Origin of the sequence: Streptomyces sp. NPDC002232, assembly GCF_042890295.1 — a bacterium.
Lineage (GTDB): Bacteria > Actinomycetota > Actinomycetes > Streptomycetales > Streptomycetaceae > Streptomyces.
Map to the genome: position 1 here is coordinate 731,147 of NZ_JBIARV010000001.1, position 20,299 is coordinate 751,445.

Consider the following 20,299-nt stretch of genomic DNA (forward strand, 5'->3'; position numbering starts at 1 on the left):
GGGATCGGTCCTTCACCGCCCGTCCACCCGACTCCCCCTGGAATGTGGAATTCCGCGAGCACGCTGCCCGCGTGAGACGCATCCTGGGAATCGTCCTCGCCGCCCTGCTCCTCGGCGGCGTGGCCACCGTCCTCGTGACGGGCGGCGACAAGGACACGGGCACGGCGACGAAGACCGTGCGAGGAGTCATCGGATCGGAGAAGGCCGAGTTCTTCGCCGATCCCCTGGTCGTGAAGGCCCTGGCCGCCAAGGGTCTGACCGTGAGCACCGAGACCTCCGGGTCCTGGGACATGGAGGCGCTGCCCCTCGACGGCTACGACTTCGCCTTCCCGTCCTCCAAGGCGCCGGCCGACGGACTGCGCGCCAAGGCGCGGGTGACGGCGAAGGACGCGGCGGTGTCGGCCCCGCTGCGGCCCTTCTACTCCCCGCTCGTCGTCGTCGCGCACAGCGCCGCCGCCCAGGTCCTCGCCGCCAACGGCCTGGCGGTCCTCGGCCCGCGCGGCACCAGCGGCACGCTGCGGATGGACGCCTATCTGGCGGCGGCCCGCGCCGACCGCACCTGGCAGCAGCTCAAGGGGTCCGCCGGTCACGCGGAGCTGAGCGGCACCCTCTTCATCACCTCCACCGACCCGATGGCGTCCAGCTCCGGCGCCCTCTACCTCGCCGCCGCGAGCTACGTCGCCGACGGCGGCCGGGTCGCGGGCGACGAGGCCGCCGTCACCCGCACCGCGCCGCTGCTGCGGAAGCTGGTCCAGGTGCAGGGCGCGCAGCAGTCCGGCTCGGACGCGCCCTTCCGGGACTTCGTCAGCGGCGTCGGCAACCCGCTCGTCCTCGTGTACGAGTCGCAGGTCGCCGCGCAGCTGCTCGCCGGGCGTCCCATGGGCGACCTCGTCGTCCTCTACCCGGACACCACGGTCAACAGCGACCACACGCTCGTACCGCTCACCGAGAACGGCCGGGCGCTCGGTGAACTCCTCTCCACCGACCCCGAGCTGCGCCGGCTCGCGGTCCGGCACGGCTTCCGCCCGCAGGGCGCGGCGAGCGAGTTCACCGCCGCGACCGACGGCCACACCGCCTACCTCAACCAGACGCTGACCGGAGTCCGCCAGGCGCCCGTGCCCACCGGCAAGGTGCTGCACGAGATGGCGCTGCGGGCCCGCGACCAGGGGGACACCGCATGAGGAACCGCACCTGGACCCGCGCGGTCCCCGCCCTCGCCCTCGTCCTCCTCGCCACGGCCTGCTCCGGCGGAGGCGGCGACCGGCCCGAGGACCACGGCACCGAGTTCCGGGCCGGCACGCTCCGGGTCCTCGCCTCGTCCGAGCTCGCCGACATGGCTCCGGTCCTCGACGAGGCCGCGAAGGCGACCGGGGTCACCGTCCGGCCGACCTACGCCGGCACCCTGGACGCCGTCGAGCGCATCGCGTCGGGCGAGGCGGACCGGGCGTACGACGCGGTCTGGCTCTCCTCCAACGACTACCTCCGGCTCCGTCCGGACACCGCGCGGAGGATCACCAACGAGACACCGGTGATGACGTCTCCGGTGGCGCTCGGCGTGCGGCCCGGCGCCGTCGCGCGGCTCGGCTGGGACCCGGCGAAGGTGACGTGGTCGCAGCTGCACCGGGCGGTCGCCGACGGGAGGCTGACGTACGGGATGACGGACCCGAAGCGCTCCAACTCCGGCTTCTCCGCGCTCGTCTCGGTCGCCTCCGGGCTGTCCGGCGCGCAGTCGGCCCTCACCCGGGCGGACGTCGCCGAGGCCACCCCGAAGCTCAAGGAGTTCTTCTCGGGCCAGAAGCTGACCTCGGGCTCATCGGGCTGGCTCGCCACCGCCTACGCCCGCCGCACCGACGTCGACGCCCTCGTGAACTACGAGTCCGTGCTGCTCTCGGCGCCCGAGAAGCTGACCGTGATCCGGCCGTCGGACGGGGTGGTGACCGCCGACTACCCGCTCACCCTGCTCACCTCCGCCCGCCCGGAGGCCAAGGAGGCGGCGGCCCGGCTCACCACCTGGCTGCGCACGCCGGACGCCCAGCGGCGGATCACCGAGACGACCCTGCGCCGCCCGGTGGTCGCCGGGGTGCGGCCGGCCTCCGCGCTGGCCCGCGACCCGCGCCGCGAGCTGCCGTTCCCGGGCAGCCGGGCCGTCGCCGACGGGCTGCTCGACGCGTACGACAACACCCTGCGCAGGCCGTCCCGCACGGTCTACGTGCTCGACACCTCGGGCTCCATGGCCGGCGAGCGGCTCGACCGTCTGAAGTCGGCGCTCGCCGAGCTGACCGGGGACTTCCGGGACCGCGAGGAGGTGACCCTGATGCCGTTCGGCTCCTCGGTGAAGCGGGACGAGGTCCGGACGCGCACGGTCGACCCGGCCGCGCCGGCGGCGGCGCTCGACGCGATCCGCGCCGACTCCCGGAAGCTCTCGGCGTCCGGCGGCACCGCGATCTACACCAGCGTCCAGGAGGCGTACCGCTTCCTCGGCAGGACCCCCGGCGACTCCACGTTCACCTCGGTCGTCCTGATGACCGACGGGGAGAACACCGACGGCGACCCGGCGGCCGCCTTCGACGCCTTCTACCGCTCGCTCCCGGCCGGGGAGCGGCGCACACCGGTCTTCCCGATCCTCTTCGGGGACTCGGACCGGGGCGAGCTCGACCACCTCGCGAGCCTGACCGGCGGCAAGCTCTTCGACGCCACCCGGGGTTCGCTCGACGGCGCCTTCGAGGAGATCCGTGGGTACCAGTAGCCGCCTGCTCCGGTGGGCCGAGTCCCGCAAGAACCTCACCGGCAGCGCCTGTGGCCTGGCCGGGGTCGGGATCGCCCTGACCGGCGCGGCGGGCGGGCTCTGGCCGCTGGTGGTCGCGGGGCTGTACGCGGCGGGGGCGCTGATCGCCCCGCCCGAGCGCCCCGGCACCCCGCGGTTCCCGAGCGCGGACGAGCGGCTCGGCGCCCTGCGGGCCGACTTCGCGACCCTCCGCGGCTACCTGGCCGAGGCGGACCTGCCGCCGGACGCGCGTGACCGGCTCACCGCGTTCGAGACCCTGGTCGAGGCCCTGCTGGAACCGGGCTGGGTGAGCGAGCCCGGCCACCTCCACGCGTTGGCCCGCGCGGTCCGCCAGGACGTCCCGGAGGCCGTGGACCTCTACGTGCGGACGCGGTGGTGGTCGCGCCTCACACCGGGCGCCGAGGCGCCGGAGGACCACCTCGGACGTCAGCTGGCCGCGCTGCACGGGGAGATGACGGCGATCGCGGCGGCCCTCCGGGACGCGGAGGCGATCCGGCAGGAGGTCCACACCCGGTACGTGGAGGACCGATGACGCCGACCGCCGCCCGAAGATCAACTATGTTGCGGTCATGACACCTTCACCGCGTCCCGCGTCCCGCCGCACCGTTCTGACCGCCTTCGCGGCGGCCGCCACGGCGGGCGCCCCGCTCCTCGGCCAGCTCGCCGCCGCCGCTCCGGCCGCCGCGGCCGCGGACCCGGGCGAGTACGCCTCGAACACGGCCCTGTACAAGGATCCGGCGCTCGTCGAGGGCACCTCGTACGGCCGCCGCTTCAAAAGACACCCGGCCGCCGACTCCGACCTGACCGCGAAGGCCGCGTACCCGCGCACCGCGATCCTCGCGCTGCACGGCGGCGGCATCGAGATCGGCACGAGCGAACTCGCCCTGGGCATCGCCGGCTACGACCCCGGCGCCGTCACGGACAAGGCCGAGCCGATCCTGCCCTCCACGCACGACTACTTCCTCTTCGAGGGCCTGCTCTCCACGGGCAACAAGGCGCTGCACGTCACGTCGCGCAACTGCGACGACCACGTGGCGCTGTCGCTCGCCGCGAGCCACCTCAACGTGCTGTCGCTGCACGGCTGTCAGTACGACCAGCTGGGCATGCCCGAGCCCATGGTGTGGCCGCCGTCCAGCGACCCGCGCCTCGCCGTCGTCGGCGGCCTCAACGCGGAGTTCCGCGCGGCGCTGGTGCGCGAGATCGGCGCGGCGGGCATCCCGGTGGTCGACGCCTTCGACTCCCGGTACCTCAACCGGCTCCAGGACTTCAACGGCAGTCACGTCACCAACCCGTGCAACCTGACGATGCTCCGCAAGGGCGCGCAGATCGAGATGACGACGGAGCTGCGCCAGAGCCTCTTCGGTGACTCCGGTTCCCGCTCGCGGCGCGCGGCGACCTGGGACGCGTCGGGCGGCCGGTTCGAGGCGTTCCGCGACGCCTGCCGCCGGGCGATCGCGACCGTCGAGGCGACCCAGCCGATCCTGTAGCCGGACGTGCGCCGGCCCCCGGAGCCTGAGGGGGCTCCGGGGGCCGGTTGCGTCGTGATGGACCGTCGTGACCCCACTGGTCAGGGCGGTGTTTCGGGGCAGCCCACCACGCGTTCGGAGGGGACTAGCCGAGGCGCTCCACGAGCGCGTGGTACTGGTCCCACAGCTCCTTCGGCGTGTGGTCGCCGAAGGTGTTCAGGTGGTCCGGGACGAGGGCGGCCTCTTCGCGCCACACGTCACGGTCGACCTTGAGGAGGAACTCCAGGTCCTCGGCCGGCAGGTCGAGCCCGTCGGTGTCGAGGGACTCGGCGGTCGGCAGGATGCCGATCGGGGTCTCGACGCCCTCGGCCTTGCCGTCGAGGCGCTCGACGATCCACTTCAGGACGCGGCTGTTCTCGCCGAAGCCGGGCCAGACGAACGCGCCGGCGTCGTTCTTGCGGAACCAGTTCACGTAGTAGATCTTCGGGAGCTTCGCCTGGTCGGCGTTCGCGCCCACCTTGACCCAGTGGGCCATGTAGTCGCCCATGTTGTAGCCGCAGAACGGCAGCATGGCGAAGGGGTCGCGGCGCAGCTCGCCGACCTTGCCCTCGGCGGCGGCGGTCTTCTCGGAGGCGACGTTCGCGCCGAGGAAGACGCCGTGGTTCCAGTCGAAGGACTCGGTGACCAGCGGGACCGCGGAGGCGCGGCGGCCGCCGAAGAGGATCGCGGAGATCGGGACGCCCTTGGTGTCCTCCCACTCCGGGGCGATCGTCGGGCACTGCCCCGCCGGGACGGTGAAGCGGGCGTTCGGGTGGGCGGCCGGGGTCTCGGACTCCGGCGTCCAGTCGTTGCCCTTCCAGTCCGTGAGGTGCGCGGGGGCCGACTCGGTCATCCCCTCCCACCACACGTCGCCGTCGTCGGTGAGGGCGACGTTCGTGAAGACGGAGTTGCCCCAGAGGGTCTTCATGGCGTTGGCGTTGGTGTGCTCGCCGGTGCCGGGCGCGACGCCGAAGAAACCGGCCTCGGGGTTGATCGCGTAGAGGCGGCCGTCCTCGCCGAAGCGCATCCAGGCGATGTCGTCGCCGATGGTCTCGACGGTCCAGCCGGAGATCGTGGGCTCCAGCATGGCCAGGTTGGTCTTGCCGCAGGCGGACGGGAAGGCCGCGGCGACGTACTTGGCCTCGCCCTGCGGCGGGGTCAGCTTGAGGACGAGCATGTGCTCGGCGAGCCAGCCCTCGTCACGCGCCATGACGGACGCGATGCGGAGCGCGTAGCACTTCTTGCCGAGCAGGGCGTTGCCGCCGTAGCCCGAGCCGTACGACCAGATCTCGCGGGTCTCGGGGAAGTGCGAGATGTACTTGGTGGAGTTGCAGGGCCACGGCACGTCCTCCTGGCCCTCGTCCAGGGGGGCGCCGAGGGTGTGGACGGCCTTCACGAAGAAGCCGTCGGTGCCGAGCTCGTCGAGGACGGCCTGGCCCATGCGGGTCATGGTGCGCATGGAGGCGGCGACGTACGCGGAGTCCGTGATCTCGACGCCGATGGCGGAGAGCGGGGAGCCGACCGGGCCCATGCAGAAGGGCACGACGTACAGGGTGCGGCCGCGCATGGAGCCGCGGAAGATGCCCTTCTCGCCCGCGAAGATCTCCTTCATCTCCGCCGGGGCCTTCCAGTGGTTGGTCGGGCCCGCGTCCTCCTCCTTCTCGGAGCAGATGAAGGTCCGGTCCTCGACGCGCGCGACGTCGGACGGGTCGGAGGCGGCGTAGTACGAGTTCGGGCGCAGTGTCGGGTCGAGCTTCTTGAAGGTCCCCCTGGCGACGAGCTCCTCGCACAGGCGCTCGTACTCGGCCTCGGATCCGTCGCACCAGACGATGCTGTCCGGCTGGGTGATCTCGGCGATCTCGTTCACCCAGGAGACGAGCTCCTGGTGCTGGGTGGGAAGGGGAGCCGCGTTGTCGCGCGCCACGATTGCTCCTTGTCGAGGGGTGTGTTCGCTGTATGCCCCGTGGGGGCTGCGACCCGGATGCGTCGTAGCTGCTCATCCGGTGCCGACCGCACTCATTTGATCATCCGACGGATCCGCCCATATGTCCAGGGGGGTGCACATGTGAGCATCGCCACTCATGTCCGGTACCTACGGGTGCGTAGCTAGGATGGTTTTCCATGACAGCAGCCACGCCGGAAGTGACCCCGACCGAGCGCTCCCTGCCGCTCCCGACGAAGCCCCGGCTCCGGGGATGGCTGCACGCGGGCATGTTCCCCGCCGTGATCGTGGCGGGCCTCGTGCTGGTCGCGTTCTCCGACTCGCCCCGCGCGCGCGTCGCCTGCGGGATCTACGTCCTCACCGCCTGCCTGCTCTTCGGCATCAGCGCGCTCTACCACCGCGGCGACTGGGGTCCGCGCGGCGAGGCCGTGCTCCGGCGCCTCGACCACGCCAACATCTTCCTGATCATCGCGGGCACCTACACCCCGCTCAGCCTGCTGCTGCTCCCCGACTCCACCGCGAAGCCGCTCATGTGGGCGGTCTGGGCCGCGGCCGCCGCCGGCATCGCCTTCCGCGTCTTCTGGGTCGGCGCCCCTCGCTGGCTGTACACGCCCTGCTACATCGCGATGGGCTGGGCCGCCGTCTTCTTCCTGCCCGACTTCCTGCGCACCGGCGGCATCGCCGTCCTCGTCCTCGTGGTCGTCGGCGGGCTGCTCTACAGCGCGGGCGGCGTCATCTACGGCATCAAGCGCCCGAACCCGTCCCCGCGCTGGTTCGGCTTCCACGAGGTCTTCCACTCGCTGACCCTCGCGGCCTTCATCGTCCACTACGTCGGCATCTCCCTGGTCGCGTACCAGCACGCCTGACCCGGGACCACGAAGCCATGACCGACCGGCCCGGCCTGCGCGCGCGCCAGAAGGCGAAGACCCGCGCGACGATCCGCCGGGCCGCCTACCGGCTCGCCGCCGACCACGGCTGGGACGCCGCCACCACCGACCGGATCGCCGAGGCCGCCGAGGTCTCCCCCTCCACCGTCGCGCGCTACTTCCCGGTCCGGGAGGACATCCTCCTCACCGACGAGGACGATGAGCTCCTCGAAGCACGGCTCCGCGCCCGCCCCGCCGCCGAGGAGCCGCTCGAATCGCTCCGTGCGGTCGTCGTCGACGCCGTCCGGACGGCCCTCGCCGAGGAGCCGGAGGAGACCCGGCTGCGCGCCCGGCTCATGGTGGAGATCCCCGCCGTGCGCGCCCGGCTCACCGAGACCACCGCCGCGACGGGCCGCCGGCTCGCCCGCGCGATCGCCGACCGGACCGGCCGGGGCGCCGACGACCTGGAGGTACGGGTCTTCACGGCGGCGGTCCTCGGCGCGCTGCGCGAGGCGACCGTCCACTGGGCCGAGCACGGCCGGGGCGACGACCTCGTGGACCTCCTGAACCGCACGGTCGACACCCTGAGGACCGGACTGACGGCCCCGTAGGCCCGCCGGCGCCCTCAAGACACGCCCGGAGCCCCCAGCGCGCCCCGGACGATCCGCGCCGACTCCGGGTTGTCCGCGCACTCCCACACCCCGTGCGGGCAGTAGTCGGTGACGGTCTGGTAGACCGGCCGGTGCGCCGCGAACCAGTCGAGCATGCCCCGCACGTACGCCGGGTTGTCGCCGTTCCTGAAGAGCCCCCACTCGGGATACGAGACGGGCTTCCCGTGCGCGGCGGCGAAGCGCACCTGGTGCGCCAGCCCGTACGCCTCCTCCACCTGCTCCTCGAAGGAGAGCCCGGCGGGCTGGTCGTAGGCGTCCATCCCGATGATGTCGACGACGTCGTCGCCCGGATAGCAGAGCGGCCAGGCAATCGCGTCGAGCCCCCGGCTCGGCGTGAAGTCGAAGCGGAAGCGCTGCCCCGGCACCCCCCGCAGCACCTCCACCACCCGCCGCCAGTACGCCTTCCAGGCCGTCGGGTCCGGGCCGCAGCGATGGCTGTACGTGGTGCCGTTCATCTCCCAGCCGAGCACCAGGACCGCGTCGCCGAGCCCGTGCGCCACGAGCCGCTCCCCCAGGGTCCTGAAGTGCCCGTCGTACCCGCCGTCGGCACCGCGCCGCAGTCCCGCCCGCACCTCGGCGTCCGGCAGTCCGCCCTCGCTGCGGTCGAGCAGGGGCACGTTCAGCACGAAGAGACGCCCGGGCCGCGCCGCCTTCCAGCGCGCCCACGGCCCGAAGAGCGCCGGATGGCCCTCGATGTTGGACCAGCGGTCGCCCGGCAGATAGGTGTGACCGACCGTCAGGGACGCTCCGCCGAGCCACTCCTGGACCTGTGCGATCCGCCGCACCCCGGCCTCGTCGGAGCCGGTGAAGAACCCCGACGGCACGCCCGTCAGCGGCGGGGGCGCCGCCTCCGGCGCGGTCCGCTCCCCCGTGCGCCGGCCGCCGGGCACGATCCCGTCGGGCAGCAGGAGGAAGACGGCGACGGCCGCGAGCAGCACGGTCAGTGCGGCCCGCGGCCAGGAGAACCGGGGGAGCCGGGAGGGCTTCCGGCGCACGTCAGCTCGTCCAGAAGTCCCACCAGCGGGTCAGGATCAGCATCCCGATGATCCCGATGTGCAGGACGGGCAGGGCGAAGGTGAACTCGCCGAGGAAGGTGCGCAGTCCGGCCGGGGCGGGCAGCACGCGCTCCCGGACGTTGTGCGCGGTCACGTACCAGAACATGACGAGGGTCGCGACCCAGGCGAGGCAGCACCACAGGCAGAGCGCGTTGATCTCGTACAGCGACTGGTACATCAGCCAGGTGCAGAAGCCGACGCCGAAGAGCATCCCGGCGTTGAGGCCGAGCCAGAACCAGCCCCGGTAGCGGGCCCCGGCGAGCAGCCCGGCCCCGACGGCCACGACGACGGCGTACGTGACGAGCCCGAGCATCGGGTTCGGGAAGCCGAAGACCGCCGCCTGCTCGCTCTTCATGATGTTGCCGCAGGACACGACCGGGTTCAGGCTGCACCCGGGCTGGAAGCCGGGGTCCTCCAGGAGCAGGAACTTGTCGATCGTGATCACCCAGCCGGCGAGCACGCCCGCCGAGCCGGTGACGAGCAGCAGCCAGCCGAGGGCCCGGCTCGCGCCGACCCGCCCGCCGGTCTCCCGGACGGACCCGTCCTGCCGCTGGCCCGGCACTCCGCCGCGTACGTCCACCGTCGCCATGACGCCGCCCCTTCCCGCTCAGCCCTGGATGCGGCGGACCGGCAGCAGGACGTGGGCGCTGTCGGCGAGCATCTCCTCGTCCGAGACGAAGGCCCGCAGCCGCGCCTCGTCGACGGGCTGTCCGGGCACGCCCTCGGCCCAGGGCCGCACGGAGCAGATGAAGTACACCTTGCCCGCCTCGCGGGCGGCCGCCTGCCACTCGTCGGGCACCGGGCACTGCACCTTCAGGAAGGGCAGCGTGAGCACGGCCGATCCGCCCTCGACGAGCAGCGAGGCCTTGATGCCGGCGTCCTGGTCCAGGTCGAAGAGACGGTCGCCGACGGAGAGGCCCATGGACTCCAGGGCCGCGCGCATCGCCTGCTGACCGGCCTCCGGCCCGTCCCGGCCGTCGCCGAGCGAATACGCCATCAGGAAGGGCGTCCCCGAGGAGTCGGCGGAGGGCTCGCTGGACCACGGAATCACCGTGAGAGTTCCCAGCGGAGAGACGCTGCGCGCGGAGGAGACGACATTGGAAGTGGTCATGAATCCGGATGCTAGACCTCCAACCCTCCTTTCCCCGCGCCGAATTCACTCGAACGGCCGACATTCACGCCGCTGGCATGTCCGGCGGAACGAACCCGGGTTTTCATCGTTGTGCCCTGAGGGCATTAGCCGACCACCAGGAGATCACTGATGATCGTCCCGCGCCGCGTCGCACTGCGGTCCCTGTTCGCGCTGGCCGTCACCGCCTTCACGGGCGGTGCCCTCGGCCGTGTCGCGACCCGATCGGAGCCGGATCCGGCCGCGTCGGGGGGCACGGGCGATCCGCACTCCTTCGACGAGATGTACCGGGGGCGGCGCCTCCTGGGCTTCTCCGGCCCCGGCGGCGAGCCGACGGCCCTCGTCGACGGCCGCGCGCTGCACCTGATGCGCTGCGCGGACGGCGGCTGGGTCAGCCCGATCGACCACTACGAGTCCTGCCCGACGCCCCTGGCGGCGACCCGTGCGGCCGTGGACGAGCTGGGCACGGCCCGGCTCTCCCCGCTCGCGGCCGCCCACGGCGTCTCCACCGACCCGACGGGAGGGAGCCCGCGTGGTGTACACGCGTAAGAACCAGCGCGATCTGACCGGTGCCGAGCGCCGCAAGTTCGTCGCCGCCGTCCTGGAACTGAAGCGGACCGGTGCGTACGACCGCTTCGTCCGGACCCACATCGACTACTACACGGCCGACGGAGGCGGCAGGCTCAGGATCGCCCACATGACGCCGAGCTTCCTGCCCTGGCACCGGAAGTTCCTGCTGGAGTTCGAGACGGCGCTGCGCCGGATCGACCCGACGGTCTCCGTCCCGTACTGGGACTGGACCCGGGACAACTCCCCGGCCTCCTCGATCTGGCGCGAGGACTTCCTGGGCGGCAACGGCCGGCGGGGCGACCTCCAGGTGATGACCGGACCCTTCGCGGCCTCCACCGGGCGGTGGACGATCACCCAGTCGATGACCGACGCGCGCTATCTGACCAGGGACTTCGGCCGTCCCCAGGATCCGATCACGCTTCCGACCCCGGCCCAGCTCGACGCGGTCATGCGCGAGCGGGTGTACGACGCGTCCCCCTGGAACTCGACCAGCGCCACCGGCTTCCGCAACGCCCTGGAGGGCTGGGCGCCGGGCCGGGGCAACGAACGGTTCCGGATCCACAACCGGGTCCACCGGTGGGTCGGCGGGCTGATGCTCGGCGGCGGCTCCGTGAACGATCCGGTGTTCTGGCTGCACCACTCGTTCGTCGACCTCGTCTGGTCGCGCTGGCAGCAGCGCAACCCCGGGGCCGCCTATCTCCCGGCCGAGCCGCCGCCGCTGGGCGACGCGCAGTACCGCAAGGTCGCGGCCCGGCACGACCCGATGGCGCCCTGGGGCGTAACCCCGGCGTCGATGTCCGACCACAGCAGGATCTACCGGTACGCCTGACCCCGCACATGGGTGTCCCCCCGGCCGACGACCGGGGGGACACCCAGGGGGAACGGGGGGATCAGCCGCCGTAGCCGCCGTCGCCGCGCTCACCGTGACCGCCGTCGGCGTTGATGCAGGTGTTGCCGAACGCCGGGTTCAGCAGACCGATGACGTTGACGGTGTTGCCGCAGAGGTTGACCGGGACGTGGACCGGGACCTGGACGACGTTGCCGGAGGCGACACCGGGCGAGTGGGCGGCGACGGCCTCGGCGCCGGCGTCGGCGACGGCCAGGCCGGCTCCGGTGAGGGCAACGGCACCCGTGCCGGCGAGAACAGCGGCAGCCTTCGCGATGCGAGACATCAAGAACTCCTTGGGCTGGAATGCGACCGCAGGAATCACGGCCGTCACTTCCGTTCAACGCCCGTCCCCGGATCGGGTCACGGCCTTTGGGCCGAACGGGACGAAGGGAATATCGGGAAAATGGCCCGCGCCCCGAACGCGTCCGCCGCCGGATACGACGGAACGCCTTCGGGCCGCGGGCCGCGGCCATGCGACAAGCCTTCTCTTGCAACGACCGCGAGCCCTTGGGGTGGCGGGGAAGAATCGTGTCTTCACCCGGCCGGTCAAGGGTCGTACGCATGAGCGGACCCGGACGGGTCAGCCCGCGTCCGGCGCCAGCCCGAGCTGGGGGTCGACGGCTCCGCTGAGCATCGGGGTGAGGAGACCGAGCTGAGGCTTCGTGAGGCCCGGCAGACCGCCGAGGCCGTTGCCCCGCGGGGCCTCCAGCGGGTTGCCGACGACGGCCCCCGGGGTGGCCGTCCTCATCTCCGAATGCGGGCTGCTGAGCAGGGCCCGGCCGCGCTCGCTGCCCTTGAGGACCTCGGGCAGCGGCGCGTCGACGACGGTCTCCGGCAGGGTGCCGGCCATCGGGACGCTGGGCAGGGCCACGTCCGGGAGCGAGCCGAGGCCCTTCTGGAAGCCGGTGGGCGCGCCGGGCATCGGTACGGGAACGCCGGTCGCCACGGTCGGCGCGTCCATCGGCAGGACCGGCTCCAGGCCCTGGAGCGGGACGGCCACCGGCGCCTCGACGGCTGCGGCGGGAGAGGCCAGGGCGGCGGAGGCGAGCGCGGTCATGAGGAGACCCATGCCCGCGTGAGAACGCAGAGTCATGTGAGGAGAACGAGCCCCTCGGCCGAAACGTCGCGGGACTAACCCGTTTGCGGCAACGCGCGGGGCCCTCACCGGTGAAAGTGAGGGCCCTTGGTTGACGCGGTCGCGCGGGAGGGGTCAGTGCCGGCGGGCGACGCGTCCGCCACGCAGGTAGACGACGGTGCCGCCGATGATCAGGGCGGCGCTGATCGCGGCCGCGCCCATGAGGACGGGCTCGCTGCTGCCGGTGTCGGGAAGCTGCGGCTGGCCGGGGTGCCCGGGCTTGGTCGGCTGCTCGCAGTCCTCGCCGTAGCCCGAGTCCTCACAGTCACCGGGACCGCCCGGGTGACCCGGAGGGGTCGTGTGGGTGGGAGGGGTCGTGGTCGGCGGCGTCGTGGTCGGCGGCTGCTCGCAGTCCTCGCCGTAGCCCGAGTCCTCACAGTCACCGGGACCGCCCGGGTGGCCCGGAGGGGTCGTGTGGGGCGGCGGCGTCGTGTGCGGGGGAGGCGTCGTCGGAGGGTGGGTCGGCGGCTTCGTCGTCGGAGGGTGCGTCGGAGGCTTCGTCGTCGGAGGGTGCGTGGGCGGATGCGTCGGAGGCTGCGTCGTCGGCGGGTGGGTCGGGGGGTGCGTGGGGGGATGCGTCGGCGGGTGGGTCGGGGGATGCGTGGGCGGGTGGGTCGGGGGATGCGTGGGCGGGTGGGTCGGGGGATGCGTGGGCGGGTGGGTCGGGGGGTGGGTCGGCGGATGCGTGGGGGGCTCCGACGGCCCACCCGGCTCGTCGCCGTAGCCGTCGGACTCCTCCGCGTGGGCGCAGAGGTCGCCGACGGCCGCCGCGACGAAGCCGCCGAGCTCCTTGCTCTGGCCGCAGACGTCCGCGGGAAGGGGTGCCTGCACCTGACCACTGTTGCCGGAGCCGGGCCCGTCGCCCGCACCGGGGTGGGGGTTCGCGGCCAGGGCGAAGCCGCCGCTCAGCGACAGGATGCCCGTCGCTGCCGCCGCGGTGAGAACTTTCCTGCTGATGATGGACCGCATACCGCTCTTCCTCTGGAGAAAGGGAGAGACCGGCGAGGATCCCCCCTCGCTCCGACCGGCCTGATCCGCACCGACGTTCATATGGGATCGGCCTGAGGGTATGGGTCGGCGCCCGGCATGATTCCGGGGCCACACGGCAGCTGATCAGAAAATCATTCGATCAGCCGACCGTGAGGAACGGTGGCACGGAGGCCTCCGTAAATGCCCGTGGGGGCGGTGGTGCTGAGGGGACGTCAGCCGCCCAGGGCGCCGGCGACCGGGAGGCCGCCGAGCAGCGAGGCACCCTTGGTGGCGGTGTTCAGCTGCTCCGCCGTCTTGGTGACGGTCTGGACCGGGGAGCCGTCCGTGGTGCTGCTCAGCATGTCGCTCTTCAGCCCGTTGGCGGCGATCGCTTCGAGTCCACCGTTGAGGCTGGTGGGGGTCAGCGCCTCGGCGGCCATGGCGGGCGCGGCGGCACCCAGAGCCATCAGCGAACCGGCGACGACCGCGGCGACCTTGGTGGGCTTCATGGAGTGAATCCTTCCTCTGGACTTTCAAGTCACGTTCCGTACAGGGTTCTTGGCCGAATCCTGTACGGCGTTCTGCTTCTGTAACGAGAAGTGGGCGCCCCGGAAACTCCGGGAGGAAGGATTTCTCGGTTCTGCACCCGATCGATGCGGCCCGGTGCTATTTGCCGATCGCACGCCCGTACCGGCCCGGGGGACACCGGGCCGGTACGGATGCGCGGGGCGCTACCGGACGGGCGGCGGGGGCGTGACCGGCAGCTCGGTAGCGGTGGCGGGCGGGGCCGCCGGGACCGCGGGCAGTCCGCCGCCGAGCACGGTGGCGACGACCTGGTCGACCAGCGAGGTCACGGTGGAGGCGACCTGCGGAACCATCCCGTCGGCGGCCCCGGAGGCGACGGAGGCGAGCAGGGCGGCGACCGAGGTGTCCGGGAGCGGGGTCGCGGCGGTGTTCGGGAGCGGGGTCGCCGCGGTGGCGGGGAGAGGAGTCGCCGCCGTGGCCTTCGCCGCGGCGACCGCCGTGGCGATCTTGGCCTTGAAGGTCTCGACGTCGGCCTCGGACAGCCCGCCGGTGGGGGCTTTCCTCGCGGCCGCGACGAGCTCGCTCACGGAGGCGGTCACCGAGCCGAGGTCGCCGAGCACGTCGGCCCGGGCAGGGAGGGCGGCGGCGCCGGGGACGGGCGCGGGCTCGGCCCGGTCGGCCGCGGTGGACGGGGGGTGTTCGCCGGCGACGGCGGATCCCGCCGTGCCGAGGGTGAGGGCGGCGGATATCGCCAGGACGGTCAGACGGCGTGTGGCCAGGAGACGCATATGTGTTCCTTTTCCTTATGCGTCGGACAACTGCCCTCTCACGGTGCCTGCGGGTATAGCCCTCCGCAACCGCGAAACTACGCAGCGCCACGTCTCCGTTCGAGTGAATCCCGCGCCCGACCTGCCCCCCTGAGGGGCGTACGCCGTTGCACCGGGCGGCGCACGAAGGTGCCGCCGAACGAGTACCGGACCAGTGACGACAAGGAAAAGCCGGTGCGCCCACCCGTCGGGGTGGGCGCACCGGCTTCGGAAGGACTGATCGGGCGTGCGTGATCAGGCGTTGACGCAGGTGTTGCCGAAGGCCGGGTTCAGCGCGCCGATGACGCTGACGGTGTTGCCGCAGAGGTTGACCGGGATGTGGACCGGGACCTGGACGACGTTGCCGGAGGCGACACCGGGGGACTTCACGGCCGCGGCCTCGGCGCCGGCGTCGGCGGAGGCGGCACCGGCGGTACCGGCGACGGCGGCGGCGGCACCCACGGTCAGGACAACGGCCTTGGCGATACGGGACATGGGGAGGTGCTCCTCGATCGAATTCATGCGACTCGGACTGCGCGGGCTGTTCGGCCCGACTCCCTCAACAACGGTTCCCGATTTCATCGGTTGCTCTCCCGAACGGGTGACGTTCAACCGATCTTTGGGCCATAGGAGGGCCATTGGAGGGACTGGGCGTGGAATGGCGCAACACGCACAACGAGGAACCTGCCTCCCGGATACGGGAGTTAGCGTTTCCGGGCATCTAATGCGTACTATCGCCCCGCATCGGGGTTATAACGTTCCCGAACGTTGCTTCCGGGCCCGCCGCGCGTTCACCCATTTCGTGCGGACGACACCTTCTTCTCCCCCGGCCTACTCGGGTCTTCCCTCCCTTCTCTCATCAAAGCGGAGAACCTGTATGCGGAATTCAGCGCTTCTTGCTGTGCGTCGCAGCGTGTGGTGCGCCCGGTCGTGTGCGGCCCCGTCCGCCGCGGCCCCCGGCGCCTCCGCAGCCGCACCCCGGCCCCGCGAGACGACCCGCGTCCCCGGCGCCGCGCGTCACCGGGCCGTGCGGCACGGGGGGATCGTGCGGGCCGCCCGCACTTCGGTGGATTCCGCGCCCCGCACGTACAACTCCGGCCGGACCGCGCCGGTGGTGCCCACGGGCGCCCGGGGCACTTCCGGTGATTTCCCGACCGTGGAAACGAGCCGTTCGAAGATCACCCGCCTCTCCGATTCCGCCAATTCCGCGGACGGTGTGCCGAACTCCGGCATCACCGAATTCGGCACCGGTGGGACCGTACGGAATCCCGATCGTACGAACACCCTCGGACGCGGGTCCGCCGTGTTCGACCCGCGGGGGGCGCGGCGTCCGGGAGGCGGCCGGGCGCACGTCCGGCTCGGCGCGGGCTTCCTCCAGGCCGGCGTCCGGCGCTGACGTGCTGTCACCATTCGACACGGACCCCGGGTCCGTCACCGTCCTGCACGCGGTCCAGCCCGGCGACGGCGGGGTCGCCCGTGTCGTCGTCGACCTGGTCCGCGTCCAGCGCGCCGCCGGCCTGCGGGTCGCGGTCGCCTGCCCGCCCGGCACCGGGCTGTCCGCCGCCGTCCGCGCCGAGGGCGCCGAGACCCACGACTGGCGGGCCGGGCGCGACCCCGGCCCCTCCGTGCCGCGCGAGACGCGGGACCTGGCCCGGCTGATCCGTACGGTCCGGCCCGGACTGGTCCACGCGCACAGCGCCAAGGCCGGTCTGTGCGCCCGGCTCGCCGTACGGGGGCGGATCCCCACGGTGTACCAGCCGCACGCCTGGTCCTTCGAGGCCGTCGAGGGCCGGACCGCCGCGGTCGCCCGCCGCTGGGAGCGCTTCGGCGCCCGCTGGACGGACCGGATCCTCTGCGTGAGCGAGGCCGAGCGGCGCACCGGCGAGCGGGCCGGGGTCGCGGCGGCCTGGTCGGTCGTCCACAACGGCGTCGACACGGCCCGGTTCGCGACCGACGGACCGCCGGGCAACCCCGCGCCCACCGTCGTCTGCGTGGGCCGGCTCTGCCGCCAGAAGGGGCAGGACGTCCTGCTCGCCGCCTGGCCCGCCGTCCTCGCCGAGGTGCCCACGGCCCGGCTCGTCCTGGTCGGCGACGGCCCCGACGAGCGGGCGCTGCGGTCCGCCGCCGGCCCCTCGGTGCGGTTCACCGGGGCCGTCGACGACACCGTGCCCTGGTACCGGGCCGCCGACGTGGTCGTCCTGCCGTCCCGCTGGGAGGGCATGGCGCTCGCGCCGCTGGAGGCCATGGCCGCCGGCCGTCCCGTCGTCGTCAGCGACGTGGACGGGGCGCGCGAGAGCCTGCCGCCCGCCCATGAACCCCTGTGCCTGGTCCCCTCCGGTGACCCGGCCCCGCTCGCCACCGCTCTGGGCCGCCTCCTCGGCAGGCCGGAGCTGCGGCACCGCCTGGGCCGTGAGGCCCATGAGCACGTCCTCAGCAGATTCGATGTCCGGCGCACCGGCGCGGCCGTCGCGGACGTCTACCGCGAACTGGCCGGAGCGCGAGGGGCCGAGCCCAGAGAGCCGATTGCGCAGTGACCACGGAAAGTACCAGCGTCCCCTCCTCGCCGGGCCCCTGGCCCACGGCGGGCCAGGCCCTCGGCCTCGCCTCCCTCGCGCCGCGCCGCGGCGCCCCCGGCCGGCTCGTGCTGCCGCGCCACCGCCGCGCGCGGCCACGGTCCGGTGTGGCCTCGCTCGTGACCGTCGACGCCCTGGCCGTCCTCGCGGCCGCGTCGGTGCTAAGCGCCGTGCACCAGGACCCCCGGTTCGTCCTGCCGGTCATGGCGGTCGTCCTGGTCCTCGACGGGCAGGCGGGTCTCTACCGTCCGGCCGTGCACACCCGGATCCTCGACGAGCTGCCCGCGCTCGGCTCCCGCGCCGGCTTCGCCTGGTGCCTGGCGGCGGCCGCGGTCTCCGCGTACTCCCCCGCCCTGGCGATGGGACCGCTGCGGCTCGGCGCGGCCTACGCCACGCACCTCGCCCTGGTGTGCCTGGTCCGGGCGGTGCTGCTCGCGCGGCGGCGCCGGATCGCCCGGGAGCGGCCGCGCTCCGCGCTCGTCGTCGGCGGGGCGGGCGCCGCGCGCCGGTTCGCCGCGGCGGCCGCCCAGCACCCTGAGTACGGGGTGCGGCCGGTCGGGATCGTGGGCGTGCCCGAACAGGGCGGCGCTCCCCGGCCGGCCGGTGAGGCCGGGCTCCCGGTGCTCACCACGACCGAGGAGATCCACCGGGCCGTCATCCAGAACGCGGTGCGCGACGCCGTGTTCCTCGACGAGGACCCGGGCCTGGTGACGCTCTTCCAGCAGTACGGCTGCGCCACCTGGCGGGTCGGCGGCCGGCACCAGGACGGGCCGATGGGCGCGCACCTGTGGGGGTACGCCTGGCAGCGGGTCGTCCCGCTCGGCGAGCGGCCCGGACGGGCCTCGAAGCGAGCCCTGGACATCGCGCTGGCCGCTCCCGCGCTCGCCTTCGCGCTGCCGGTGCTGCTGGTGTGCGCGCTGGCCGTGCGGCTCTCGGACGGACCCGGGGTGCTCTTCCGGCAGGAGCGGGTGGGGCAGCACGGCCGCCACTTCACCCTGCTGAAGTTCCGCACGCTGCGCCCCTCCGACGACACCGAGTCGGCGACCCGCTGGAACGTGGCGGGCGACCGGAGGATGAGCGCGGCCGGGAGCTTCCTGCGGAAGAGCTCGCTGGACGAGCTGCCGCAGCTGTGGAACGTGCTGCGCGGCGACATGAGCCTGGTCGGGCCCCGTCCCGAACGCCCCTACTTCGTCGCCCAGTTCAGCAAGATCCACGCGGGCTACGCGGCCCGGCACCGGATGCCGGTGGGGCTCACGGGTCTCGCGCAGGTGCACGGGCTGCGCGGTGACACCTCGATCGAGGACCGCTGCCGCTTCGACAACCACTACATCGACCACTGGTCGCTCTGGCAGGACGTCTGCATCCTGCTGCGCACGGCGGCCGGGCTCGTCCGACCCACGGGGAGCTGACGATGGCCACGGCCGTGACGGCGCCGGTGCCGGACACCGGTGCCGCGGTGCGGGACTGGGCCCGCCGGGCCGGGGCGCTGTCCCCGGTGCTCGCCGTGATCGCGCTGCTGCTCGTCCCGGGCGGCGGCGGCGCGCAGGGCGGCACCGGCGGCACGGGAACGGTCGCGGACGCGGCCTCCGGGCTCCTCGTCCTGGTCTGCCTGGTGCGGGTGGCGCGCGGCGGGACCCGGCCGCTGACCCGGGCGGCGGCCGTCGTCCTGGGGCTTCCGGTGCTCGGGGTCTGCCTGTCCGCGATCACCTCGCACGACCCGGCGGCGAGTCTGCCGGGCGTCGCCCGCTACGTGCAGATCTTCGTCCTGGTGCCGGGGGCCGTGCTCCTGATGATCCGTGACCGGCGGGACTTCGCCGTGGTGGCCTGGGCCCTGGTCTTCTTCGCGCTGCTCCAGGGCGCGGTGGGGGTCGCCCAGTACCTGACCGGGACGGGCGCCTCGTACCAGGGCGAGGACATCCGGGCCGTCGGCACCTTCGGGGCGACCGACGTGATGGGCATGGCCACGGTCGTCGCGTACGGGCTGGTCGTCGCCACCGGGCTCGCGCTCGGCAGCGGGCCCGGGCGCGTCCGCACGGCCGCGACGGCCTGCGCGGGGCTGCTGCTCGTGCCGCTGGTGCTGTCGTTCAGCCGGGGCGCGTGGATCGCGACCGTGCTCGCCCTCGCGCTCCAGCTGCTGCTCTCCGGGGCCCGGCGGGCGGTGCGGGTGGCGCTCGTGGCGGGCGCGCTCGGGGTGGTCCTGGTCGGGGGCCTCGGGATCGGTTCGGAGATGGTGAAGGAGCGGGTCACCAGCATCACGCGGGTGACGGCGGCGCCGGACCAGTCGGTGACGGACCGGTACACGATGTGGGCGGCGGCCGGGCGGATGTGGCGGGCGGAGCCGGTCACGGGCGTCGGGCTCAAGGGCTTCCCCCGGTACCGCGACTCGAACGCCTCGCTCGCGCTCTCCTCCGGCAGCGACACGGCCGGCGCGGGCGCCGGGTTCGCCCGTCAGCCGCTGCTGTCCCCGCACAACATGTACCTGCTGGTGCTGAGCGAGCAGGGCCTGGTGGGCTTCCTCGCCCTGGTCGGCAGCTGGGTGGCGCTGCTGGTCGGCGCGCTGCGGCGGCAGCGGCGGGGCGCGGACTGCGCGCTGGTCGCGACGGGCCTGCTGGTCTGGCAGCTCGTCGACTTCTTCTACGCGGACATCGGCGGGCCCTCGACGGTCCTGATGTCCGTCGTGTTCGGTCTGGCGGCCTGGTGGTCGGTGGCGGAGGCGAGGCGTGCGTGACCCGTGGGCCGGGCAGCCGGAGCCCACGGACGCGGCCTGGTCGGACGGGCCGCGCCCGTCGCCCCGGCCGCCCTGCGGCACCCCGCTGACCGACCCCTGGCCGGCCTCGCCTCCGGGCCCCACGGACTCCTCGTGGGCCCCGGGGGCCGTC

Annotated in this window: 22 protein-coding genes; 11 read left to right on the plus strand and 11 right to left on the minus strand. The window is 73.3% G+C overall.

Going from position 1 to position 20,299, the window contains the following annotated elements; genetic code table 11:
- Nucleotides 1-44 precede the first annotated feature (44 nt).
- From ACFYXU_RS03240 to ACFYXU_RS03255, 4 genes are read left to right on the plus strand one after another with little or no spacing between them, the layout of a single operon-like run.
- A complete protein-coding gene (locus tag ACFYXU_RS03240; RefSeq protein WP_389407381.1) occupies nt 45-1,181 on the plus strand; it encodes a hypothetical protein in 1,137 nt (378 codons plus the stop codon).
- The gene (locus ACFYXU_RS03245; protein ID WP_389407382.1) at nt 1,178-2,746 is read left to right on the plus strand and encodes a substrate-binding domain-containing protein; all 1,569 of its coding nucleotides are present in this window, start codon (nt 1,178-1,180) and stop codon (nt 2,744-2,746) included. Before ACFYXU_RS03240 ends, ACFYXU_RS03245 begins: the two co-directional genes overlap by 4 nt.
- Nucleotides 2,733-3,317 carry a hypothetical protein gene (locus tag ACFYXU_RS03250; RefSeq protein ID WP_389407383.1) on the plus strand — a complete coding sequence of 195 codons (585 nt, stop codon included), beginning with the start codon at nt 2,733-2,735 and terminating at the stop codon, nt 3,315-3,317. Before ACFYXU_RS03245 ends, ACFYXU_RS03250 begins: the two co-directional genes overlap by 14 nt.
- A 37-nt stretch (nt 3,318-3,354) precedes the next feature.
- Complete coding sequence (locus tag ACFYXU_RS03255) at nt 3,355-4,272, plus strand: poly-gamma-glutamate hydrolase family protein (RefSeq protein ID WP_376513528.1); 918 nt, start codon at nt 3,355-3,357, stop codon at nt 4,270-4,272.
- Nucleotides 4,273-4,396: 124 nt separating this feature from the next.
- Here ACFYXU_RS03255 and ACFYXU_RS03260 read toward each other — a convergent pair whose 3' ends face one another.
- Nucleotides 4,397-6,214 carry a phosphoenolpyruvate carboxykinase (GTP) gene (locus ACFYXU_RS03260; protein ID WP_389407384.1) on the minus strand — a complete coding sequence of 606 codons (1,818 nt, stop codon included), beginning with the start codon at nt 6,212-6,214 and terminating at the stop codon, nt 4,397-4,399.
- Nucleotides 6,215-6,411: 197 nt separating this feature from the next.
- Between ACFYXU_RS03260 and ACFYXU_RS03265 the strand changes: the two genes are divergently transcribed.
- Nucleotides 6,412-7,098 (plus strand): hemolysin III family protein, encoded by a 687-nt coding sequence (locus tag ACFYXU_RS03265; protein WP_329854127.1) that lies wholly within the window; start codon nt 6,412-6,414, stop codon nt 7,096-7,098.
- A gap of 17 nt (nt 7,099-7,115) precedes the next feature.
- Entirely contained in the window at nt 7,116-7,709 is a 594-nt protein-coding gene (locus ACFYXU_RS03270) for a TetR family transcriptional regulator (RefSeq protein ID WP_389407385.1), read from the plus strand.
- A 14-nt stretch (nt 7,710-7,723) separates the two neighbouring features.
- Here ACFYXU_RS03270 and ACFYXU_RS03275 read toward each other — a convergent pair whose 3' ends face one another.
- From ACFYXU_RS03275 to ACFYXU_RS03285, 3 genes are read right to left on the minus strand one after another with little or no spacing between them, the layout of a single operon-like run.
- Nucleotides 7,724-8,764 (minus strand): glycoside hydrolase family 26 protein, encoded by a 1,041-nt coding sequence (locus ACFYXU_RS03275; protein WP_389407386.1) that lies wholly within the window; start codon nt 8,762-8,764, stop codon nt 7,724-7,726.
- Nucleotide 8,765: 1 nt separating this feature from the next.
- On the minus strand, nt 8,766-9,413 hold the full coding sequence (locus tag ACFYXU_RS03280; protein ID WP_361396110.1) for a vitamin K epoxide reductase family protein: 648 nt from the start codon (nt 9,411-9,413) through the stop codon (nt 8,766-8,768).
- 18 nt (nt 9,414-9,431) lie between these two features.
- Nucleotides 9,432-9,935 carry a DUF5949 family protein gene (locus ACFYXU_RS03285; RefSeq protein WP_361396113.1) on the minus strand — a complete coding sequence of 168 codons (504 nt, stop codon included), beginning with the start codon at nt 9,933-9,935 and terminating at the stop codon, nt 9,432-9,434.
- Nucleotides 9,936-10,085: 150 nt separating this feature from the next.
- Here ACFYXU_RS03285 and ACFYXU_RS03290 point away from each other — a divergent pair, with 150 nt between their 5' ends.
- Both ACFYXU_RS03290 and ACFYXU_RS03295 read left to right on the plus strand, forming a co-directional pair.
- Nucleotides 10,086-10,502: a tyrosinase family oxidase copper chaperone gene (locus ACFYXU_RS03290; RefSeq protein ID WP_376513536.1), complete on the plus strand. Its 417-nt coding sequence runs from the start codon at nt 10,086-10,088 to the stop codon at nt 10,500-10,502.
- Entirely contained in the window at nt 10,486-11,352 is an 867-nt protein-coding gene (locus ACFYXU_RS03295) for a tyrosinase family protein (protein ID WP_329854134.1), read from the plus strand. The genes ACFYXU_RS03290 and ACFYXU_RS03295 overlap by 17 nt, the downstream gene beginning before the upstream one ends.
- Nucleotides 11,353-11,413: 61 nt before the next feature.
- Here the strand turns inward: ACFYXU_RS03295 and ACFYXU_RS03300 are convergent, their stop codons facing one another.
- The 7 genes from ACFYXU_RS03300 to ACFYXU_RS03330 form a co-directional block, all read right to left on the minus strand.
- Nucleotides 11,414-11,695 (minus strand): chaplin, encoded by a 282-nt coding sequence (locus ACFYXU_RS03300; RefSeq protein WP_361396122.1) that lies wholly within the window; start codon nt 11,693-11,695, stop codon nt 11,414-11,416.
- Nucleotides 11,696-11,992: 297 nt separating this feature from the next.
- A complete protein-coding gene (locus ACFYXU_RS03305; RefSeq protein WP_389456329.1) occupies nt 11,993-12,505 on the minus strand; it encodes a hypothetical protein in 513 nt (170 codons plus the stop codon).
- 117 nt (nt 12,506-12,622) lie between these two features.
- Nucleotides 12,623-13,516: a hypothetical protein gene (locus ACFYXU_RS03310; protein WP_389456331.1), complete on the minus strand. Its 894-nt coding sequence runs from the start codon at nt 13,514-13,516 to the stop codon at nt 12,623-12,625.
- 233 nt (nt 13,517-13,749) lie between these two features.
- Entirely contained in the window at nt 13,750-14,025 is a 276-nt protein-coding gene (locus ACFYXU_RS03315) for a hypothetical protein (protein WP_389456333.1), read from the minus strand.
- A gap of 222 nt (nt 14,026-14,247) precedes the next feature.
- On the minus strand, nt 14,248-14,829 hold the full coding sequence (locus ACFYXU_RS03320; RefSeq protein WP_389456335.1) for a hypothetical protein: 582 nt from the start codon (nt 14,827-14,829) through the stop codon (nt 14,248-14,250).
- Between the two features lie 273 nt (nt 14,830-15,102).
- The gene (locus tag ACFYXU_RS03325; protein ID WP_329854140.1) at nt 15,103-15,342 is read right to left on the minus strand and encodes a chaplin; all 240 of its coding nucleotides are present in this window, start codon (nt 15,340-15,342) and stop codon (nt 15,103-15,105) included.
- 522 nt (nt 15,343-15,864) lie between these two features.
- Nucleotides 15,865-16,095, minus strand: coding sequence for a hypothetical protein (locus ACFYXU_RS03330; protein WP_389456337.1), 231 nt, complete (start codon nt 16,093-16,095; stop codon nt 15,865-15,867).
- Between the two features lie 149 nt (nt 16,096-16,244).
- Between ACFYXU_RS03330 and ACFYXU_RS03335 the strand changes: the two genes are divergently transcribed.
- The 3 genes from ACFYXU_RS03335 to ACFYXU_RS03345 are packed head-to-tail and all read left to right on the plus strand — an operon-like array spanning nt 16,245 to nt 20,148.
- On the plus strand, nt 16,245-17,381 hold the full coding sequence (locus tag ACFYXU_RS03335; protein WP_389456339.1) for a glycosyltransferase: 1,137 nt from the start codon (nt 16,245-16,247) through the stop codon (nt 17,379-17,381).
- On the plus strand, nt 17,378-18,829 hold the full coding sequence (locus ACFYXU_RS03340) for a sugar transferase (RefSeq protein WP_329854144.1): 1,452 nt from the start codon (nt 17,378-17,380) through the stop codon (nt 18,827-18,829). Before ACFYXU_RS03335 ends, ACFYXU_RS03340 begins: the two co-directional genes overlap by 4 nt.
- A gap of 2 nt (nt 18,830-18,831) precedes the next feature.
- On the plus strand, nt 18,832-20,148 hold the full coding sequence (locus ACFYXU_RS03345; RefSeq protein WP_389456341.1) for an O-antigen ligase family protein: 1,317 nt from the start codon (nt 18,832-18,834) through the stop codon (nt 20,146-20,148).
- Nucleotides 20,149-20,299: the final 151 nt, after the last annotated feature.